Consider the following 17,037-nt stretch of genomic DNA (forward strand, 5'->3'; position numbering starts at 1 on the left):
TTGGCCGAAGTGCCGGCGGCGGTGCGCGCGGCGGCTGACACGATCCTCTACATGGACGGTGTCACCGTCAGCTTCGACGGGTTCAAGGCCCTCAACGGTCTCAGCCTCTACGTGCTGGCAGGCGAGCTGCGCGCCATCATCGGCCCCAACGGCGCCGGGAAGACCACGATGATGGACGTGATCACCGGCAAGACCCGGCCGGACAGCGGCCAAGTCTTCTTCCAGGGCGAGACCGATCTGACAAAACTGGATGAGGCGGCAATCGCCAATCTGGGGATCGGCCGCAAATTCCAGAAGCCGACGGTATTCGAAAGCCACAGCGTCCTGGACAACCTGGAACTGGCGCTGAAGGGCAACCGGGGCGTCTTTGCCAGCCTGCTGTCCCGCCTCACCGCCGATCAGGAGGCGCGGATCGATGCCGTTCTGGAGCGCATCGCGCTGCAGGATCAGCGTGGGCAGCGCGCCGGCAGCCTCTCCCACGGACAGAAGCAGTGGCTGGAGATCGGCATGCTGCTGATGCAGGACCCGGAGCTGCTCCTGGTGGACGAGCCGGCGGCGGGCATGACCGACGCGGAAACCGCCAAGACGGCGGAGATGCTGCAGGAGATCGCGCGCTCCCATTCCGTCGTGGTGGTGGAACACGATATGGAATTCATCCGCGCGCTCGACTGCCACGTCACGGTGCTGCACGAGGGCTCGGTCCTGGCCGAAGGGTCGCTGGAGAGCCTGCAGGACAACCGTGACGTCATCGAAGTCTACCTCGGCCGGTGAGGAGACAAGCGCCGTGCTGAAGGTCCAGGACATCGATCTCTTCTACGGCGCCAGCCAGGCGCTGCGGAAGGTCAGCCTGACGGCCGCCAAGGGGGCGGTCACCTGTGTTCTCGGCCGCAACGGCGTCGGCAAGACCTCTCTCCTGCGGGCCATTGCCGGCCAGCAGGCGGTGAAGAGCGGCTCAATCACCTGGGAGGACGAAGCCCTGGATGGGCTGCCGCCGCACCAGCGGGCGCGGCGCGGCATCGCCTTCGTGCCCCAGGGGCGCGAGATCTTTCCGCTTTTGTCGGTAGAAGAGAACCTGCGCAGCGGCTATGCGGCCTTGCGGCGAACGGAGCGCTTCATCGAAGACGAGATCTTCGACCTCTTCCCCGTGCTGAAAGACATGCTGCGGCGACGCGGCGGCGATCTTTCCGGCGGCCAGCAGCAGCAGCTTGCCATCGCGCGCGCCCTGGTCATGCGCCCGCGCCTGCTGATCCTGGACGAGCCCACCGAGGGTATCCAGCCTTCGATCATCAAGGACATCGGGCGGGTCATCCGCCTGCTCGCCGGGCGCGGCGATATGGCCATTCTGCTCGTCGAACAGTATCTTGAATTCGCAAGGGACCTGGCCGACAGCTATGCGGTGATGGATCGCGGGGAAATCGTTCTGACGGGTCGGGGTGAGGAGATGGTGGAGGCCGATGTCCGTCGCTACATCGCCGTGTGAGGCTGCGGCTGTCCCGTTGGACCGGGGGGCGGGGTCCGTCGTACCGCTGCGGCGTCCGGCTGTGCATGGCGAGGCAGCGTTGTCGCTTCGGCACCTGGACGGCGAGACCCGCCCGGCGGATCTCTATCAGCGCGACCCGCTGTCGCTGCGTCTGCCGCGTCCGGCGCGGGGCGACATCCTGGAGGCCTGTCTGATCACCACTTCCGGCGGCATCGTCGGCGGCGACCGGCTGGAGATCGCCGTCACGGCGGGGCAGGGCGCGCAGGCGCGGGTTTATCCGCAGGCGGCGGAGAAAGTTTACCGCTCGACCGGTGCGGACAGCCGCATCGACGTTACCCTGACATCCGATGAGGGCTGCTGGCTGGAATGGCTGCCGCAGGAAACCATCCTCTTCGACGGCGCGCGCCTCAGGCGGCGCACCACCCTGGACCTGGCGGCGGGCAGCCGGGTGCTGGCCGGCGAGTTTCTGGTCTTCGGCCGCCGTGCCTCCGGCGAGCAGCTCGCCCGGGGATTGATCCACGATGCCTGGCGCGTCAGACGCGGCGGCACGCTGGTCTGGGCCGACGCCCTGCACATGGACGGCGACCTTGCCGCGCCGTTGACATCGCCGGCCTGTCTCGGTGGGGCAACGGCCTTCGCCTCGATGATCTATGCAGCCGACGATGCGGCGAGCCATCTTGCGGCGCTGCGCGATTTGCTGCCGCCGGAAAGCGACGCGGTGCAGCACGCCCTGACTGCGGTGAACGGGTTGATTGTCGGCCGCTTCATCGGCGAGGCCATGGCGGTGCGCGGGAGCTTCGGCAGGTTCTGGGGAGCGGCGAGAGCCGCTCTGGCCGACCTGCCGCCGCTGCTTCCGCGCCTCTGGTACCTTTGAAGAAAAACGAGAAAAATTAGGGGAGTAAGACGTGAACCTGACGCCGCGTGAGAAGGACAAGCTGCTGGTGGCGATGGCCGCCATGGTGGCGCGCAACCGCCTGGGCCGCGGCTGCAAGCTGAACTACCCGGAGGCCATCGCGCTGATCTCCGACTTCGTGGTGGAAGGCGCGCGCGACGGCCGCCCGGTGGCCGACCTCATGCGCGACGGCGGCACGGTCCTCGGCCGCGATCAGGTGATGGAGGGCGTGGCCGAGATGATCCACGAGATACAGGTGGAGGCCACCTTTCCCGACGGCACCAAGCTGGTGACCGTGCACCAGCCGATCCGCTAGGGAGGGCGCGCGATGATCCCCGGAGAAATCATGGTCGCCGAGGGCGACATCACCCTGAACGAAGGGCGGGAGGCGATCACCCTGATGGTCGCCAACAGCGGCGACCGGCCGATCCAGGTCGGCTCCCACTATCATTTCTACGAGACCAATGAAGCGCTGGTGTTTGAGCGCGACAAGGCGCTGGGCCGCCGGTTGGACATCGCCGCCGGAACCGCCGTGCGCTTCGAGCCCGGCCAGAGCCGCGAGGTCAGCCTGATCCCCTATGCGGGCGCGCGCCGGGTCTACGGCTTCAACGCCCGGGTCAACGGCGCGCTGGAGGATTAAAGGGATGCCGCAGAAAGTCGACCGCGCCGCCTATGCCGCCATGTTCGGCCCCACGGTCGGGGACCGTGTCCGCCTGGCCGACACCGAGCTTGTCATCGAAGTCGAGAAAGACAAGACAACCTACGGAGAAGAAATCAAATTCGGCGGCGGCAAGGTGATCCGCGATGGCATGGGTCAGGCCCAGGCGAGCCGCGCCCAGGGCGCCGTGGATACGGTCATCACCAATGCTCTCATCGTCGACCACTGGGGCATCGTAAAGGCCGATGTGGGCCTGAAGGACGGGCGCATCGCCGCCATCGGCAAGGCCGGGAACCCCGACGTGCAGCCCGGTGTCGACATTGTGGTCGGCCCGGGGACCGAGGCCATTGCGGGCGAGGGGCGCATCCTCACGGCAGGCGGCATCGACGCGCATATTCACTGGATCTGCCCGCAGCAGATGGAGGACGCGCTTTACTCCGGCGTCACCACCATGCTGGGCGGCGGCACCGGCCCCGCCGAGGGCACCAACGCCACCACGGCGACGCCCGGTCCCTGGCACATCGCGCGCATGCTCCAGGCTGCCGAGGGCTTTCCCATGAACCTCGGTTTCTTCGGCAAGGGCAACGCCACCAAGCCGGATGCCCTGCGCGAACAGATCGCCGCAGGCGCCTGTGCGTTGAAGCTGCACGAGGACTGGGGGACCACGCCGGCGGCCATCGACACCTGCCTCGCGGTGGCGGAGGAGATGGACATCGGCGTCGCCATCCACACCGATACGCTCAACGAGTCCGGCTTCGTCGAGAACACCGTCGCCGCCTTCAAGGGGCGCACTATCCACGCCTTTCACACCGAAGGCGCCGGCGGCGGCCACGCCCCGGATATCATCAAGGTCTGCGGCGAGACCAACGTCCTGCCGTCCTCCACCAATCCGACGCGGCCCTTCACGGTGAATACGGTGGACGAGCATCTCGACATGCTGATGGTCTGCCACCACCTCGACCCCAAGATCCCGGAGGATCTGGCCTTCGCCGAGAGCCGCATCCGGCGAGAGACCATTGCCGCCGAAGACATCCTCCACGACCTTGGCGCCTTTTCCATGATCGCCTCCGACAGTCAGGCCATGGGGCGCGTGGGGGAGGTGATCATCCGCACCTGGCAGACCGCCGACAAGATGAAGAAGCAGCGCGGCGCGCTGCCCGAGGACAGCGCGCGCAACGACAACTTCCGGGTCAAGCGCTACATCGCCAAGTATACCATCAACCCTGCGCTGACCCACGGCATCGCCGACTCCGTGGGCTCCATCGAGGTGGGCAAGCTGGCCGACCTCGTGCTCTGGAAACCCATGTTCTTCGGCGTGAAGCCGGATCTGGTGCTGAAGTGCGGCAGCATCGCCGCAGCGGCCATGGGCGATCCCAACGCCTCCATCCCGACGCCTCAGCCGGTCCACTACCGCCCCATGTTCGCCGGTTTCGGCAAGGCGATGACCGAAAGCGCCGTTACCTTCGTGTCCCAGGCTGCGGCAGAGGGCGATGCGGGGCGGCTGCTCGGGCTCTCCCGCCCGGTCGTACCGGTCTCCGGCATCCGCACGGTCACCAAGAAAGACATGGTGCTGAACGACTACACGCCGGAGGTGGAGGTCGATCCCGAGACCTACGAGGTGCGGGCCGACGGCACGCTGCTGACCTGCGAGCCGGCGGAGGTGCTGCCCATGGCGCAGCGCTACTTCCTGTTCTAAGGACCGGCGCGATGCAGAGAGCGACCAGCGTGCGTGCGGCCGGGACCTGGTCCCCGGCGGAGGCCTGCGACGCGGTGCGCTTGGATTTCGACGCGCGCCATCGCCGCCGCATTGTCATGAAGGGCGAGGCGGGGTTGGAGTTCCTGCTGGACCTGCCCGAAGCCAGGGCGCTGTCGGACGGCGACGGCCTGGTGCTGGAGGCGGGCGGAACGGTTGCCGTGGTGGCGGCGCCGGAGCGCCTGATCGAGGTGCGGGCCGGCCCCGGCGCCGACCTGCTGCGCATCGCCTGGCACCTGGGCAACCGTCATCTGCCGACCCAGTTGCTGGGCGACCGGCTGCGCATCCGCGAGGATCATGTGATCCTGGAAATGCTGCAGAAGCTGGGCGCGCGCACGGAGTTGATCGAAGCGCCCTTCAGCCCGGAGGGCGGCGCCTACGGGCACGGAAGAACGCAGGGGCACGGGCATGGCGGGCACGGGCATGGTAGGCACGGGCATGACTGAGCCGCTCGATCATGCCGGGCTTTATCGCCTGATGACCTGGCTGTCGCCGTCCTATCCTGTGGGCGCCTTCAGCTACTCGCACGGCCTGGAGTATGCCGTCGAGAACGGCACGGTGACCGACGCGGCGACGCTGGAGAACTGGTTGCGGGACCTGCTGCTGCTCGGCTCCGGACGCAACGATGCCTGCCTCTTCCGCCACGCCTTTGAGGCGAACGACGATCCAGAAAGATTGAAGGAGATTAGTATTTTGGCGGCGGCTTTTGTCGCATCGTCTGAGCGATATCTGGAAACGACTGCGCAGGGCCGCGCCTTTGCCGAGGCCACCCGGGACGCCTGGCCTTGTGCCGCGCTTGACCGCCTGCTGTCGGTCGCGGCGGGGCCGCCTGCTTACCCGGTGGTGGTGGCCGTTGCTGCGGCCGGCCACGGTTTGCCGCTGGCCGCCAGCCTCCACGCCTACCTGCACGGCTTTGCCGCCAACATCGTCTCTGCCGGGGTGCGGCTCATCCCGCTCGGCCAGAGCGACGGGCAGCGCGTGACGGCGGCGCTGGAACCTGCCATTGCCGAGACCGCGGCGCTGGCGCAGACCATGCCGCTGGAGGATCTCGGCGGTGCTTCCGTCCTGGCCGACCTGGCGGCAATGAAACACGAAACCCAGTACACGAGGTTGTTCCGATCATGACCACAGCACAGACAGGCCCTTTGCGGGTCGGTATCGGCGGGCCGGTGGGCTCCGGCAAGACGGCCCTGATGGACGCGCTCTGCAAGACGCTATCGCAGCGCTACGACATCGCCGCCATCACCAACGACATCTATACCCGCGAAGATGCGGAGTTCCTGACCCGCTCGGGCGCGCTGCCGCCGGAGCGCATTGTCGGGGTGGAGACCGGTGGCTGCCCGCATACGGCCATCCGCGAGGACGCCTCCATCAACCTCGCCGCCGTCGCCGATCTGCGCACGCAGTTTCCGGAGCTCGACCTGGTTCTGATCGAGTCCGGCGGCGACAATCTGGCGGCCACCTTCAGCCCCGAACTGGCCGATATCACCATCTACGTGATCGACGTCTCCGCCGGTGACAAGATCCCGCGCAAGGGCGGGCCAGGGATCACCCGTTCCGACCTGCTGGTCATCAACAAGACGGACCTGGCGCCCCTGGTGGGCGCGGACTTGGGCGTCATGGACCGCGATGCCAAGAAGATGCGCGGTGAGCGGCCCTTCGTCTTCGCCCAGGTGAAGTCGGGGCAGGGGGTCGCGGAAGTCGCCGCCTTCATCGAGCGGCTCGGCGGTCTGGGAAAGAACGTCGAAAGCTCCGTCGCCTAGGAGACGATGAGGCGTTGGCCGAGCGAGTCCACCATGTCCTTCGAGACGGCCTTTCAGGCCTCCTCAGGACGAGGCGTGGAGCTTAGCTGTTTGACCTCATGCTGAGGATCGGAGCGTCTCGAAGCACGAGGTCAAAGAGCCCTCCCGCTCCAAGGTGCTCGGTCCAAGATCTCGCCGGTCTCAGCCGGCGTCTGCGATTTCGCCGAGAAAGACGTCGGCAAAATCCCGCAGCTTGGCGGTGCCGACGCCGTTGACGGCGGCGAACTCGCTGTGGCTGCGCGGGCGCCGCCGGGCCATGTCGGCCAGGGCTTTGTCGGGGAAGATGACGTAGGCGGGAACGCCGCGCTCCTTGGCGAGGCGCAGGCGCAGTTCCTTGAGCCTGCCGAGCAGGGAGTTTTCTTCCGGCGTCAGGGCCGTCTCCGGCGCCTGCTTTCGCGCCCGCGGCGTGCGGCCGTGTGCGGCCACCCGGTCCGGGCGGTAGTGGAAGGCTTCTGTGCCGGTCAGAAGGGCGCGGCCCTTGGCAGTGATCTTAAGGCCGCCGTAGCCGGCTATGTCGAGCTGTAGGAAACCGGCGGCCACAAGCTGTCGGATCAGGGAGCGCCAGGCCTCTTTCTTGCCATCCGCCCCGGCGCCGAAACCTGCAAGGTTGTCGTGCCCGGCCTTCACCACCTTCTCGGTCGCCGTGCCCCGCAGGATGTCGACGATATGGGCGACGCCGAAGCGCTGGCCGGTCTGCTCGATGACGGCGAGGATCTGCCGGCCCTCTGCGGTCCCGTCGCTGAGATCCACCGGGTTGCGGCAGAGGTCGCAGTTGCCGCAGCGCTCCAGGTCTTCACCGAAGTAGTCCAGCAGCAGGCGCCGCCGACAGGTGGGAGACTCGCAGTAGCCGATCAGCGCGTCGAGGCGCTGGTGCTCGCGCCGGCGCCGGTCGTCGCTGCTCTCTTCCTGCTCGATGAAGACCCGGCGCATGCGGATGTCGTCCAGGCCGTAGAGCATCTGTGCCTCGGCGGGCAGGCCGTCGCGGCCGGCGCGGCCGATCTCCTGGTAATAGGCCTCCACCGAGGCGGGCAGGTCGCAGTGGAAGACGAAGCGCACGTCGGGCTTGTCGATCCCCATCCCGAAGGCAATGGTCGCGACCATCACCACACCGTCCTCGGTCATGAAGACGTTCTGGTTGGCATCCCGCGCCTCCTTGTCCATCCCGGCGTGATAGGCCAGGGCCTTGATGCCGTTCTCCACCAGAAAGGCTGCAGCTTCCTCAGTCTTGCGCCGGGACAGGCAGTAGACGATGCCGCTGACGCCGTCGTGGCGCTGGAGGAACGCCATCAACTGGTTCTTCCACTGCTGCTTTACCTCGACGCCAAGCTGCAGGTTGGGCCGGTCGAAGCCCAGCACGAAGCTTTCAGCGTCTCCGCCGAAGAGCTTGTCGACGATGTCGTTTCGCGTGGTGGCGTCGGCTGTCGCCGTCAGAGCCGCAATCGGCACCCCGGGAAAGATCTCCCGCAGTTGCGCTAGGTCCTCGTATTCCGGGCGGAAGGCCGGCCCCCACTGGGAAATGCAGTGCGCCTCGTCGACGGCGATGAGCCGGACGTCCAGTCGCTTGAGGGCGGCCAGCATGCGCTCGGTCATAAGGCGTTCGGGCGCCAGGTAGAGCAGGCGGGTCTCCCCGGCGGCAATGCGCCGCCAGGAGTCGACGTTCTCGGCCCGCGGGCGCGCCGAGTTGATGGTTTCCGCCTCGACCCCGGCCAGACGCAGCGCGGCGACCTGATCCTGCATCAGGGCCACCAGCGGCGAGACCACAATCGTCAGGCCGCCCCGCGCCAGGGCGGGCACCTGAAAGCAGAGCGATTTCCCGGCCCCGGTCGGCATGACGGCGAGCGCCGAGCGCCCGCCCAGCAGCGTGTCGATGATTTCCGCCTGGCCTGGGCGGAAGCTGTCGAATCCGAAGACGTCTTTGAGTATCAGTGCTTTTTGATCGCTCACGCGCACTCCGAGGCGTCGAAGGTGACCTGGGGCGGTCCCACCAGCAAAGGGGTCCCGTGTCGGCGTGCGAATCGAGAGGGCCGGATCAGCATGACCCGACGTTCATGCCTGTGCCCCGTCCGGGCCTCAACCTTTTTTGCTGTGGGTAACAGGCATTGGCACGACGGCGCCGCATTCGGTCCCGTCACGCGGGCGGGAAGGGGTCTATTCTGCCCCTTCAGCGGCCCCCTCGGCCTCGTCGTCCACCTCGATGACGGAGATCGGCTGCTTCAGTTTCTTCAGCTTGTTGTACTGCTTGAGCTTCTCGATCATGGCGGGGGAGAGGCGGTGCCCGCTGGCGAGGACCAGAACATCAGCCTCGGTGACGACATCGGCGGCCAGCTTGTGTGTTTCCTTGAGCTGGAAGAGCTCGACCTGCTGGACTTCCGGCTCTGCCGAAGCGGTGCCGCCGCTGTCTTCCGCAGGGACCAGGCAGGCCTGGGCCGCCTTCAGGATCTCGGGGTCGTAGTGCGCACCATCCTTGGCCAGGGTCTCGAAGGCCGCGCGGCTGGGCCATTCGCCTGTCGTCGCCCGTGCCAGGTCTGAGAGTACGCGCAGGACCCGCGCCTCCATCGGCAGCGCCTCGCCCTTCTTGCCGTCGCCGGGAAAACCGCTGCCGTCGAATCCCGCGGACTGGTAGTAAACGGCGTCCGCGACGGCTTCGAGTCGGGGAATGTTCTTGATCAGGTCGCGGGCGGTCTCCGGGGCCCGGGCCAGCATCTCGGCTTCCACGTCGCTGAGCTTCTCGCCGTCGCGCAGCTTCTGGCCGACCTCCCGGGGCAGGGTAATGCGCCCGATCCCGTGCAGCATAATGGTCATGTTCAACGCCCAGCCGTCGCGCAGCTTCATGAAGCGCGCCAGCATGCGCGCCCAGAGCTGCAGCCGGGCGGTTTCCTTGAACGCCTCCGGATCGTTCAGGGAGAGGACGTCGACCAGCACCTTGATGCTGCCCGCCAGGGTCTTTTCCAGCAGTTCCCGTTCGGCGGCGATCAGGCGGTACTGCTGCTGGGCCGCCTCCACCGCGACGGCCAGGTCGTCCGGGCCGCAAGGCTTGGTCAGGAAGCGGAAGATGTGCCCTTCATTGACGGCGTCCATGGCGGTTTTCTGGTCGGCGTTGCCTGTCAGCATCATTCGGACGGTCAACGGCGACTTCTGCTTGACCTGGCGCAGAAAGCTGATGCCGTCCATCTCCGGCATCTGCTGGTCGCTGACCACCACGGCAAAAGGACCGTGCTGGTCGATCACCTCCAGGCCGGCAGCGCCCCCCTCGGCAGTCTTCAGGTCGAAGCGCTTGCGCAGACCGCGCTTGAAAGCGCTCAGGATCTGCGGATCGTCGTCAACGAAGAGGACTTTCTCGCTCACGCGGCGCTCCGGAGCCGGCGCCAGCCCTCGGTCCAGTCGGCAATGCTCTCGGCGCAGCCTTGCTGGCCCAGGAACTCGGTATCCAGGTGCGTGGCGACGGTGTCTGCCGGTTCACCGGCGTCGCTGGCGCTGACGATACCCAGGGCGGCGTGGACCGCCAGGAGCGGCAGCCGCGCGTCTTCGTTTTGCTCAGAGACCGCGGGCTGGCGATGATGGCGGATTGCCTCGACAACCGCTGAGGGCATGCCCCAGGCTGCCGCAAGATACGCTCCAAACACCACGTGGGAGGTGGCGAAGACCTCCCGCTCGGCATCGTCCAGGCCTTTGCCCTCTTCGACCAGCGCAACGACACGGGCGTAGTCGTCACCGGCCTGATCGCAGAGCAGCAGGCGGCCGAGATTGTGGAGCAGGCCGGCGAGACGGGCCTGTTCGATAGCCTGAGGGGAAGCCCCCCGTTGCTCGGCTATCCAGGCGGAGAGTTCGCCGACGCTGCGGGCCTGTGCAATCGCCTGCTCGTAGGCCGCGCGGCAGGGCCCCGAAGGAAAGGCGCTGACGAAGGACTCGTTGATCAGCAAGGCGCGCAGAACGTCCCAGCCCAGCAGGTTCGCAGCCGCCTTGGGACTGAACACCGGATCGCCGATCCCGAAGTAGGCGGAATTCGCCAGCTGCATCACCTTTGCGGCGAGCGCCGGCTCGTCGGCGAAGAGTTCCACCGCCTGGTCGATGGTCGCAGATTCCGAGTCCAGGAGGTTGGCCAGGGCGTCGAAGGTGCTGCGCGAGGTGGCGAGGCAGCGCACGCCGGTCACCAGCGCCCCCGTGTCGATGGTCTCGAACTCGCTGCGCCGCTGCAGACAGTGGCTGATGACCTCGACAAGCCGCTCGCTGTTCGACGGCTTCGGAAAGAACTGGTGGCTCGTCACCACCGTGCGGAACGTCGCCTCGGTGTCGGCTTCGCCGGAAAGGATGAAGCGCAGCATCTGCGGATAGCGCTCCGCCACCTGGTCCAGCAGCTCTGCGCCCCCAACGCCAGGCATTTTCATGTCCGTGACAAGCACATCGTAGCTTTCCCCCTCAAGCGTCTTCAGTGCCTCCTCGCCGCCCTCGGCGAAGTCCATGGTCCACTCGTTGCGCATGCTGCGCAGCATGCGGCGAAGCCCCTGAAGGATGTTGCTTTCATCGTCGACGAAGAGAATTCTCGGCTTCATCTAGACAGCCTCCTTCAGGGTTTCGGCCTCCCCAACCGGCAGATGAATGATGAACGTGGTGCCGACGCCCACCTCGGACTCCACCGAGATCGTTCCGTCGTGCTTCTGCGTAATGCTGCTGTAGGCGATCGACAGGCCCTGGCCGGTCCCCTTGCCGACGCCCTTGGTCGTAAAGAAGGGATCGAAGATCTGCTTCTTGTGTTCCTCGGAGATGCCGCAACCGGTGTCGCTGATGCGAATTTCGGCCATCTTGCCGCGCTGCAGCGTCTCGATGGTGATCTTGCCCAGGTCTTCCTTGTTCAGGCTTTCGATCGCGTGGGCGGCGTTGATCACCATGTTCAGGATGACTTGGTTCAGCTCGCCCGGCAGGCAGGGAACCATGGGCAGGTTCTCTGCGAACTTGGTCTCAACCTCGGCGATGTATTTCCACTCGTTGCGGGCGACCGTCAAGGTGGTGTCGATGGCCTTGTTCAGATCGACCAGGCTTTTTTCCGCGGTGCCGGGGTGCGAGAACTCCTTGATCGCGGTGACGATCTTGCTGATCCGCGCGACGCCGTCCAGGCCCTGCGCGATAGAGGTCGGAACCTCCTCCTTCAGGAAGTCGATGTCAGCGTCTTCCTGGCAGGCCTTCACCGCGGCGATCTCGTCGCCCAGAACGCCGGCGGCTTCGGCGGCCTTCAGCAGGGTCTCCTGCGCTTCCAGGACTTTCATCAGATCGGTGAAGGCGTCTTTTAGGAAGTGACCGTTGTCGCTGACGTACTGGACCGGCGTATTGATCTCATGGGCGATGCCGCTTGCCAGGGTGCCGAGGGACTCCAGCTTCTGAGCCTGGCTCAGCTCTTGTTCGAGCTTGGCCCGCCTTTCCTCGGCTTCCTTGCGGGCTGAGACATCCTTGAGGATCCAGACCGTGAAGGTGCTTCCGTCCATGTCGAGCTGGGTGATGGACAGCTCCATCGGAAAGGTCGCGCCGCTTTTGCGCTGGCCGACAGACTCGATGGATTTGTCGGAAGTGTTCAGTTCCTGGTGGAGCTCCGAAACGGCGTCGTATCCGTGCGCGGCATCTCGGGTCTCCGGGCTGAACAGCTCGAAGAAGTCGGTTCCCAGCATTTCTTCCTTCGACATTTCGAAGGTCAGCTCGGCCACCCGGTTGGCGCGGATGATCTGATCCTTCTCGTCGACCAGGAAGATCGAAGCCATGGCGTGGTCGAGGACTGCTTGGAGCTGCTGCGATTGCGCCTTGATGAGCTGGGCGGACTTGGAGACCTGTTCGCTGGCCAGGTAGAGGTCGCGGCTCTTTGTTTCCAGCAGGGACTCGGCCTGCCGCCGCGCGATCTTCTCGCGCGCCAGACGCTTCTTGAGAACGTCCGTGTCCATATTCTAAGCCGCCTTGGTCAGAAGGAACCGGACGCTGCTGCCACTCTCGTCGATGTCCTGGCGCTCGACGGTCATCTTCTCGCCGAAGTAGTCGATGCAGCCCAGGATCAGGCCGTGCGCCGCATCGGCAAGGCAGCGCTGTGACTCGTAGATGACTTCAAGCTTGTCGTCGCCCTGGCGTGTGGCGGTGATCAGAGGCGGCTTGGAATCGCTGTAGAGCTTGCGGACCTCTGCGTGAACGATGCTCTCGACACCTTCGAGGAAGGTGAAGGCATCCTTGATCCCGGAGAAGAAGCGCGGGTAGGTGCGCACGAAGCGCTCGAAGAGATAGAACCCATAGGCGCGGACGAGGTCGGTGACCGGGGTATCGGTTTCCTTGCTCAGCTGGACCACCAGTTGGACAAGCTCGGTGTGGTCGTAGGTCCCGATCGTCGTGTAGGCGCAGCCCGAAGAGACATCGACCTGATCGATGATGCGTTCGGTCAGTTCCGGCGAAAACTTCTGGTCCACCATTTCCAGAAACTCGGTGAAGAGTATGCCCTTCATGGTAGCGTTTCTCCCGTCAGCTCCAGCGGGTGCCGGGTTGCCCCGCCAGGCCCGATCCTTGGTCCTGGGTCTCAGGAAACAGCAGTGATGAGCACCCAGTCCGCAGGCACGAGGAGAAAATCCCTCCACTCGCCTGCGCTTCTGATCAGGAACTATCGACAGTAATTCTAGACAAAACGTTAATTCTTTTGAGTTGAAAACTATCAAAATGATTATCTATATAGGGTTGAGTCGCGCGCCGTGGTGCGGCCCGGAGGTACTGCAGTTTTCGGGGGAGCGGGATGGCCGTCAGGCAGCCGCCGAACGGCGATAAACCCCGCGCAGGGCCTCGATCAGGGGGGTGACCAGATGCCGCTTGGGGCAGTCGCTGCGCAGGCTGACGGCGAGGTGCCGCAGCACAGGGGGCGATCCGAAGGGACGGACGCGGATGTCCTCGGGAAACCCGTTGCCCGCCGAAGCGGCGGGGACGATGGAGACCCCCAGGCGCTGACGCACCAGAGAGACCACCGCTTCCAGGGTATCGATCTCCATGCGGGAGTTGACCGCGATCTTGCGTCGCTGCAACTCCCCGTCGATCAGTCTTGCCACGCGGGCCTGGCGGCTGAACCGTACATAGGGCTCCGAGGCCAGGATCCTGGTGACGTCGCGGCCCTTGATGTCGCGATGGGCGATCAGCACCAGCGGTTCGCTGCAGACCCGGTGGCTGACGAGGTCCGAGTCCCCCGGTGCAGCCTCTGTGACGATCGCGCAATCAAGGGTTCGGCGGCGCAGCCGCTCTTCCAGATCGTGCGAGAGGCCGGTGGTGAGGCGCACCGAGACCTCTGGCCGTTCGCTCTGCAGCCGGCGCAGTGCGGCGGGCACCGACGATGCCACCGCTGTGTGCACAGCACCGACCCGCAGGACACCGCGCGCCGGATCCCGCGAGAGGCTTTCGCTCAGCGCCTCCCAATGGACGATCACCTCGCGGGCGCGGCGCACGAAGTCCCGGCCTTCCTCGGTCAGCTGCGGCGGCCGGCTGCGGCGATCGAACAGCGTGATGCCGATCTCGTCTTCCAGGGCGCGCAGCTGGAGGCTGACGGCCGAGAGGGAGAGGCCAAGCTGCGTACTGGCTTCTGCGAAACTGCCGCAGTCCGCCGCAGCGATCAGGGTGTAAAGCGATTTGACGTCCATGCGGAGCCGCGACTGCTTGTTTTCCTGAATTTCTAAACTTAGTTATTGCTTGATTGAGATTTCCAAAAGAATAGACTGACCGCAAGCAGAACGAAACAGCTTTTATGCGGGGAGCGAATGCCGATGCGCGGTGCGGATCATTTGGCGGGCGCCATGGCGCAGGCCGGCGTGGAGGTGGTCTTCTCGCTCTCGGGCAATCAGATCATGCCGCTCTACGATGCGCTGATCGACCCGGGCATCCGCATCGTTCACAGCCGTCACGAGGCGGCCGCGGTCTTTATGGCCGATGCCTATGCACAGGTTTCCGGCCGCATCGGCGTTGCCCTGGTGACAGCCGCCCCGGGCTTCGGCAATGCGCTGGGGGCACTCTATACCGCCGCTATGTCGGAAAGCCCGGTGATCTTTCTGTCCGGCGACTCTCCGGTCGGGCTGGACGGGAAGGGGGCCTTTCAGGAGTTTCCGCAGGGCGCGGCGGCGCGCCCCTTTGTGAAGGCCAGCGAGCGGGTGCAGGATGCCGGCGATCTCGCCCCGGCCTTTGCGAGAGCCGTTCGGCTGGCCAAGGCGGGCCGTCCCGGTCCGGTGCACCTCGCGCTGCCCTTCGATGTCTTGAACGCGGACGTGGGCCCGGCGGTGCCGATGACCTCAGCGGACTTCGCTGCCCCTGTCCGCAGCGCCGATCCCGAGATGCTGGCAGCCATCCAGGCACGGCTTGCCGCCTTCGAGCGCCCTTTGTTGCTCGCCGGTCCCAGCCTGAACGTCCTGCGTGGCGGCGACCGCCTGGCGAAGCTTGGCGCGGCGCTCGATCTTCCGGCCATCGCGCTGGAGAGCCCGCGGGGCCTGCGGGATCCGGCCCTGGGTGCCTTTGCCGAGGTGCTGGCCACTGCCGACTGTCTCTTCTTCCTCGGCAAAGCGACCGACTTCATGTCCGGCTTCGGCGGGATGGCGCAGTCTTCTGCCGCAGCTGTGATCCTGGTTGACCCTGACCCCACCGCCATCGCGCGTGCCAAGGAGACGCTGGGCGGGCGCCTCGAGCTTACGGCGATTGCCGATCCGGGACCGGTGGCGGCAGCCCTGACAGCGGCCGGCAGCGGCGGAGCGGCGCGCGCCGCCTGGCGCCGGGAGGTGGCCGATGCGCTGGCCTGCCGCGCGGAGCCGGAGCACACCCAGGCCATGCACGCCGCCGAGGTCGGTGCCGTGGTGCAGTCCGCCTTGCAGGACAGCGCCGATGCGATCCTGATCTGCGATGGCGGGGAGTTCGGTCAGTGGATCCAGGCGACGACCCGCATCCCCCGTCGGATCATCAACGGGCCCTCCGGCGCCATCGGTGCGGCGCTGCCTTATGCCATCGGCGCCAGACTGGCGCAGCCCGACGCGCCGCTGGTCGCCCTGATGGGCGACGGGACCGCGGGCTTTCATCTCAGCGAATTCGAAACGGCGGCGCGAGAGCGGACCGCCTTTGCCGTCATCGTCGGGAACGACGCCCGCTGGAACGCCGAGCAGGTGATCCAGGTTCGGGACTATGGCGCGCAGCGCAAGATCGGCTGCGACCTTCTGCCCGGCGCGCGCTATGACAAGGCGGCGGAGGCGCTCGGCTGCCGGGGCTTTCATGTGACGGAGGCCGGGCAGCTGCAGGGCGCACTCGTCGATGCGCTCTCCGGCGGTGCGCCGACCTGCATCGATGTCGCGATCGCACCGCAGGCGGCGCCCAATGTGTCGCGCAAGTCCCCGGAACCGGCGAAAGCGCCCGCATGACCGAGGGGCCGGAAACCGCGCTGACCGTGCGCATCTGGCGCGGCAAAGCGGAGGGTCGTTTCGAGACCTATCGCGTCCCGGCCCGCGACAATCAGACAATCCTGGATGTGGTGACAGAGGTGCAGCGCCGCCACGCGCCGGACCTGGCATACCGCTTTGCTTGCCGGGTCGGCGTCTGCGGCTCCTGCGCCATGACCGTCAACGGCCGCCCGCGCTGGACCTGCCGCACCCATGTGCGACGGGTCGCCCTGGAAGGGACGCTGACCGTGGAGCCGCTGCGCAACCTGCCGCGCATCAAGGACCTGGCCTGCGACATGGCGCCCTTCTTCGACAAGTGGCAGCGTGCCGGCGGCCGGTTTTCCGGAACCGCAAGCCGGCAGGATCCACCGCAGCGGGTCGACCCGCAGTCGCCGCCGCGTCTGGCCGCTTCGGCAGCCATCGAGTGCATCAACTGCGCGGTCTGCCACGCCGCCTGTGATGTGGTCGCCTGGAATTCCGACTACCTGGGTCCGGCCGCCCTGAACCGCGCCTGGACGCTGGTGAACGATGCGCGCCATGGCCCCCGTTCGGACACCCTGGACCGTGCCTTTGCCGAAGGCGGCTGCACCTCCTGCCACAGCCAGGGCAACTGCACCCGCCACTGTCCGGTCGGCCTCAGCCCGTCGGAAAGCATCGCCGCGCTGAAGCGCAGCGCCTTCTTCGGCCTGCCGAAACTGGAGGCCCCGGAGTGACGGAGCGCCGGCTCTTTGTGCTGCAGCGGCTGACGGCGTTGATCCTCGCGCCGCTGGTACTGGTGCATCTGGGCCTCATCCTCTATGCCGTGCGCGACGGTCTGACAGCACAGGAGATCTTGGGCCGCACCCAGGGCAGCCTTGGCTGGGCGCTGTTCTACGGGGTCTTTGTGATCGCCGCGGCCATCCATGCGCCGCTGGGCCTGCGCACCATTCTGCGCGAGTGGACCGGCGCCAGCGCGCGCGTTGCAATGCTTGTCTCGCTTGCTTTCGGCATCTTGCTCGCCGGGCTCGGCCTCAGGGCCGTCATTGTGGTGGTCGCCTAGAGC

At 66.4% G+C, this 17,037-nt stretch carries 18 protein-coding genes; 12 read left to right on the forward strand and 6 right to left on the reverse strand.

What is annotated here, in order from left to right; all coding sequences use genetic code 11:
- Window positions 1-51: 51 nt before the first annotated feature.
- The 9 genes from urtD (at window position 52) to ureG (ending at window position 6,546) form a co-directional block, all read left to right on the forward strand.
- Window positions 52-771 carry an urea ABC transporter ATP-binding protein UrtD gene (gene urtD, locus ACO06P_RS24345; protein WP_420349677.1) on the forward strand — a complete coding sequence of 240 codons (720 nt, stop codon included), beginning with the start codon at window positions 52-54 and terminating at the stop codon, window positions 769-771.
- A gap of 13 nt (window positions 772-784) precedes the next feature.
- On the forward strand, window positions 785-1,480 hold the full coding sequence (urtE, locus tag ACO06P_RS24350; RefSeq protein WP_420347808.1) for an urea ABC transporter ATP-binding subunit UrtE: 696 nt from the start codon (window positions 785-787) through the stop codon (window positions 1,478-1,480).
- 79 nt (window positions 1,481-1,559) lie between these two features.
- Entirely contained in the window at window positions 1,560-2,354 is a 795-nt protein-coding gene (locus tag ACO06P_RS24355) for an urease accessory protein UreD (protein WP_420347809.1), read from the forward strand.
- Between the two features lie 31 nt (window positions 2,355-2,385).
- The gene (locus ACO06P_RS24360; RefSeq protein WP_299394438.1) at window positions 2,386-2,688 is read left to right on the forward strand and encodes an urease subunit gamma; all 303 of its coding nucleotides are present in this window, start codon (window positions 2,386-2,388) and stop codon (window positions 2,686-2,688) included.
- 12 nt (window positions 2,689-2,700) lie between these two features.
- A complete protein-coding gene (locus tag ACO06P_RS24365) occupies window positions 2,701-3,012 on the forward strand; it encodes an urease subunit beta (RefSeq protein ID WP_420347810.1) in 312 nt (103 codons plus the stop codon).
- Between the two features lie 4 nt (window positions 3,013-3,016).
- The gene (gene ureC / locus ACO06P_RS24370) at window positions 3,017-4,726 is read left to right on the forward strand and encodes an urease subunit alpha (RefSeq protein ID WP_420347811.1); all 1,710 of its coding nucleotides are present in this window, start codon (window positions 3,017-3,019) and stop codon (window positions 4,724-4,726) included.
- An 11-nt stretch (window positions 4,727-4,737) separates the two neighbouring features.
- Entirely contained in the window at window positions 4,738-5,229 is a 492-nt protein-coding gene (locus ACO06P_RS24375) for an urease accessory protein UreE (RefSeq protein ID WP_420347812.1), read from the forward strand.
- Window positions 5,222-5,908, forward strand: coding sequence for an urease accessory protein UreF (locus ACO06P_RS24380; protein WP_420347813.1), 687 nt, complete (start codon window positions 5,222-5,224; stop codon window positions 5,906-5,908). Before ACO06P_RS24375 ends, ACO06P_RS24380 begins: the two co-directional genes overlap by 8 nt.
- Window positions 5,905-6,546 carry an urease accessory protein UreG gene (gene ureG / locus ACO06P_RS24385; protein ID WP_420347814.1) on the forward strand — a complete coding sequence of 214 codons (642 nt, stop codon included), beginning with the start codon at window positions 5,905-5,907 and terminating at the stop codon, window positions 6,544-6,546. Before ACO06P_RS24380 ends, ureG begins: the two co-directional genes overlap by 4 nt.
- 180 nt (window positions 6,547-6,726) lie before the next feature.
- Here the strand turns inward: ureG and recQ are convergent, their stop codons facing one another.
- From recQ to ACO06P_RS24415, 6 genes are all read right to left on the reverse strand, one after another.
- Entirely contained in the window at window positions 6,727-8,529 is a 1,803-nt protein-coding gene (gene recQ / locus ACO06P_RS24390; protein ID WP_420347815.1) for a DNA helicase RecQ, read from the reverse strand.
- A 204-nt stretch (window positions 8,530-8,733) separates the two neighbouring features.
- Window positions 8,734-9,930, reverse strand: coding sequence for an HD domain-containing phosphohydrolase (locus tag ACO06P_RS24395; protein ID WP_420347816.1), 1,197 nt, complete (start codon window positions 9,928-9,930; stop codon window positions 8,734-8,736).
- A complete protein-coding gene (locus ACO06P_RS24400; RefSeq protein WP_420347817.1) occupies window positions 9,927-11,135 on the reverse strand; it encodes an HDOD domain-containing protein in 1,209 nt (402 codons plus the stop codon). Before ACO06P_RS24400 ends, ACO06P_RS24395 begins: the two co-directional genes overlap by 4 nt.
- A complete protein-coding gene (locus tag ACO06P_RS24405; protein ID WP_420347818.1) occupies window positions 11,136-12,509 on the reverse strand; it encodes a sensor histidine kinase in 1,374 nt (457 codons plus the stop codon).
- Window positions 12,510-12,512: 3 nt separating this feature from the next.
- Complete coding sequence (locus tag ACO06P_RS24410; RefSeq protein WP_420347819.1) at window positions 12,513-13,055, reverse strand: heme NO-binding domain-containing protein; 543 nt, start codon at window positions 13,053-13,055, stop codon at window positions 12,513-12,515.
- Window positions 13,056-13,343: 288 nt separating this feature from the next.
- On the reverse strand, window positions 13,344-14,225 hold the full coding sequence (locus ACO06P_RS24415) for a LysR family transcriptional regulator (RefSeq protein WP_420347820.1): 882 nt from the start codon (window positions 14,223-14,225) through the stop codon (window positions 13,344-13,346).
- Window positions 14,226-14,348: 123 nt separating this feature from the next.
- Between ACO06P_RS24415 and ACO06P_RS24420 the strand changes: the two genes are divergently transcribed.
- Genes ACO06P_RS24420 through ACO06P_RS24430 form a run of 3 tightly spaced genes read left to right on the forward strand, consistent with a single transcriptional unit; the run spans window position 14,349 to window position 17,034 of the window.
- Window positions 14,349-15,977 carry a thiamine pyrophosphate-binding protein gene (locus ACO06P_RS24420; RefSeq protein ID WP_420347821.1) on the forward strand — a complete coding sequence of 543 codons (1,629 nt, stop codon included), beginning with the start codon at window positions 14,349-14,351 and terminating at the stop codon, window positions 15,975-15,977.
- The gene (locus tag ACO06P_RS24425; RefSeq protein ID WP_420347822.1) at window positions 15,974-16,708 is read left to right on the forward strand and encodes a succinate dehydrogenase/fumarate reductase iron-sulfur subunit; all 735 of its coding nucleotides are present in this window, start codon (window positions 15,974-15,976) and stop codon (window positions 16,706-16,708) included. The genes ACO06P_RS24420 and ACO06P_RS24425 overlap by 4 nt, the downstream gene beginning before the upstream one ends.
- Window positions 16,705-17,034, forward strand: a complete 330-nt coding sequence (locus tag ACO06P_RS24430; protein ID WP_420347823.1) for a hypothetical protein — start codon at window positions 16,705-16,707, stop codon at window positions 17,032-17,034. Before ACO06P_RS24425 ends, ACO06P_RS24430 begins: the two co-directional genes overlap by 4 nt.
- Window positions 17,035-17,037: the final 3 nt, after the last annotated feature.

The sequence above is a fragment of the Pelagibius sp. genome (assembly GCF_965227505.1).
Classification (GTDB): domain Bacteria; phylum Pseudomonadota; class Alphaproteobacteria; order Kiloniellales; family Kiloniellaceae; genus Pelagibius.

Coding starts and splice junctions, on each gene's coding strand:
- urtD (WP_420349677.1), top strand. CDS start 52: ATGGACGGTGTCACCGTCAGCTTCGACGGGTTCAAGGCCCTCAACGGT.
- ACO06P_RS24400 (WP_420347817.1), bottom strand. CDS start 11,135: ATGAAGCCGAGAATTCTCTTCGTCGACGATGAAAGCAACATCCTTCAG.
- ACO06P_RS24410 (WP_420347819.1), bottom strand. CDS start 13,055: ATGAAGGGCATACTCTTCACCGAGTTTCTGGAAATGGTGGACCAGAAG.
- ACO06P_RS24380 (WP_420347813.1), top strand. CDS start 5,222: ATGACTGAGCCGCTCGATCATGCCGGGCTTTATCGCCTGATGACCTGG.
- ACO06P_RS24425 (WP_420347822.1), top strand. CDS start 15,974: ATGACCGAGGGGCCGGAAACCGCGCTGACCGTGCGCATCTGGCGCGGC.
- ACO06P_RS24405 (WP_420347818.1), bottom strand. CDS start 12,509: ATGGACACGGACGTTCTCAAGAAGCGTCTGGCGCGCGAGAAGATCGCG.
- ACO06P_RS24365 (WP_420347810.1), top strand. CDS start 2,701: ATGATCCCCGGAGAAATCATGGTCGCCGAGGGCGACATCACCCTGAAC.
- ureC (WP_420347811.1), top strand. CDS start 3,017: ATGCCGCAGAAAGTCGACCGCGCCGCCTATGCCGCCATGTTCGGCCCC.
- ACO06P_RS24375 (WP_420347812.1), top strand. CDS start 4,738: ATGCAGAGAGCGACCAGCGTGCGTGCGGCCGGGACCTGGTCCCCGGCG.
- ACO06P_RS24415 (WP_420347820.1), bottom strand. CDS start 14,225: ATGGACGTCAAATCGCTTTACACCCTGATCGCTGCGGCGGACTGCGGC.
- ACO06P_RS24420 (WP_420347821.1), top strand. CDS start 14,349: ATGCGCGGTGCGGATCATTTGGCGGGCGCCATGGCGCAGGCCGGCGTG.
- ureG (WP_420347814.1), top strand. CDS start 5,905: ATGACCACAGCACAGACAGGCCCTTTGCGGGTCGGTATCGGCGGGCCG.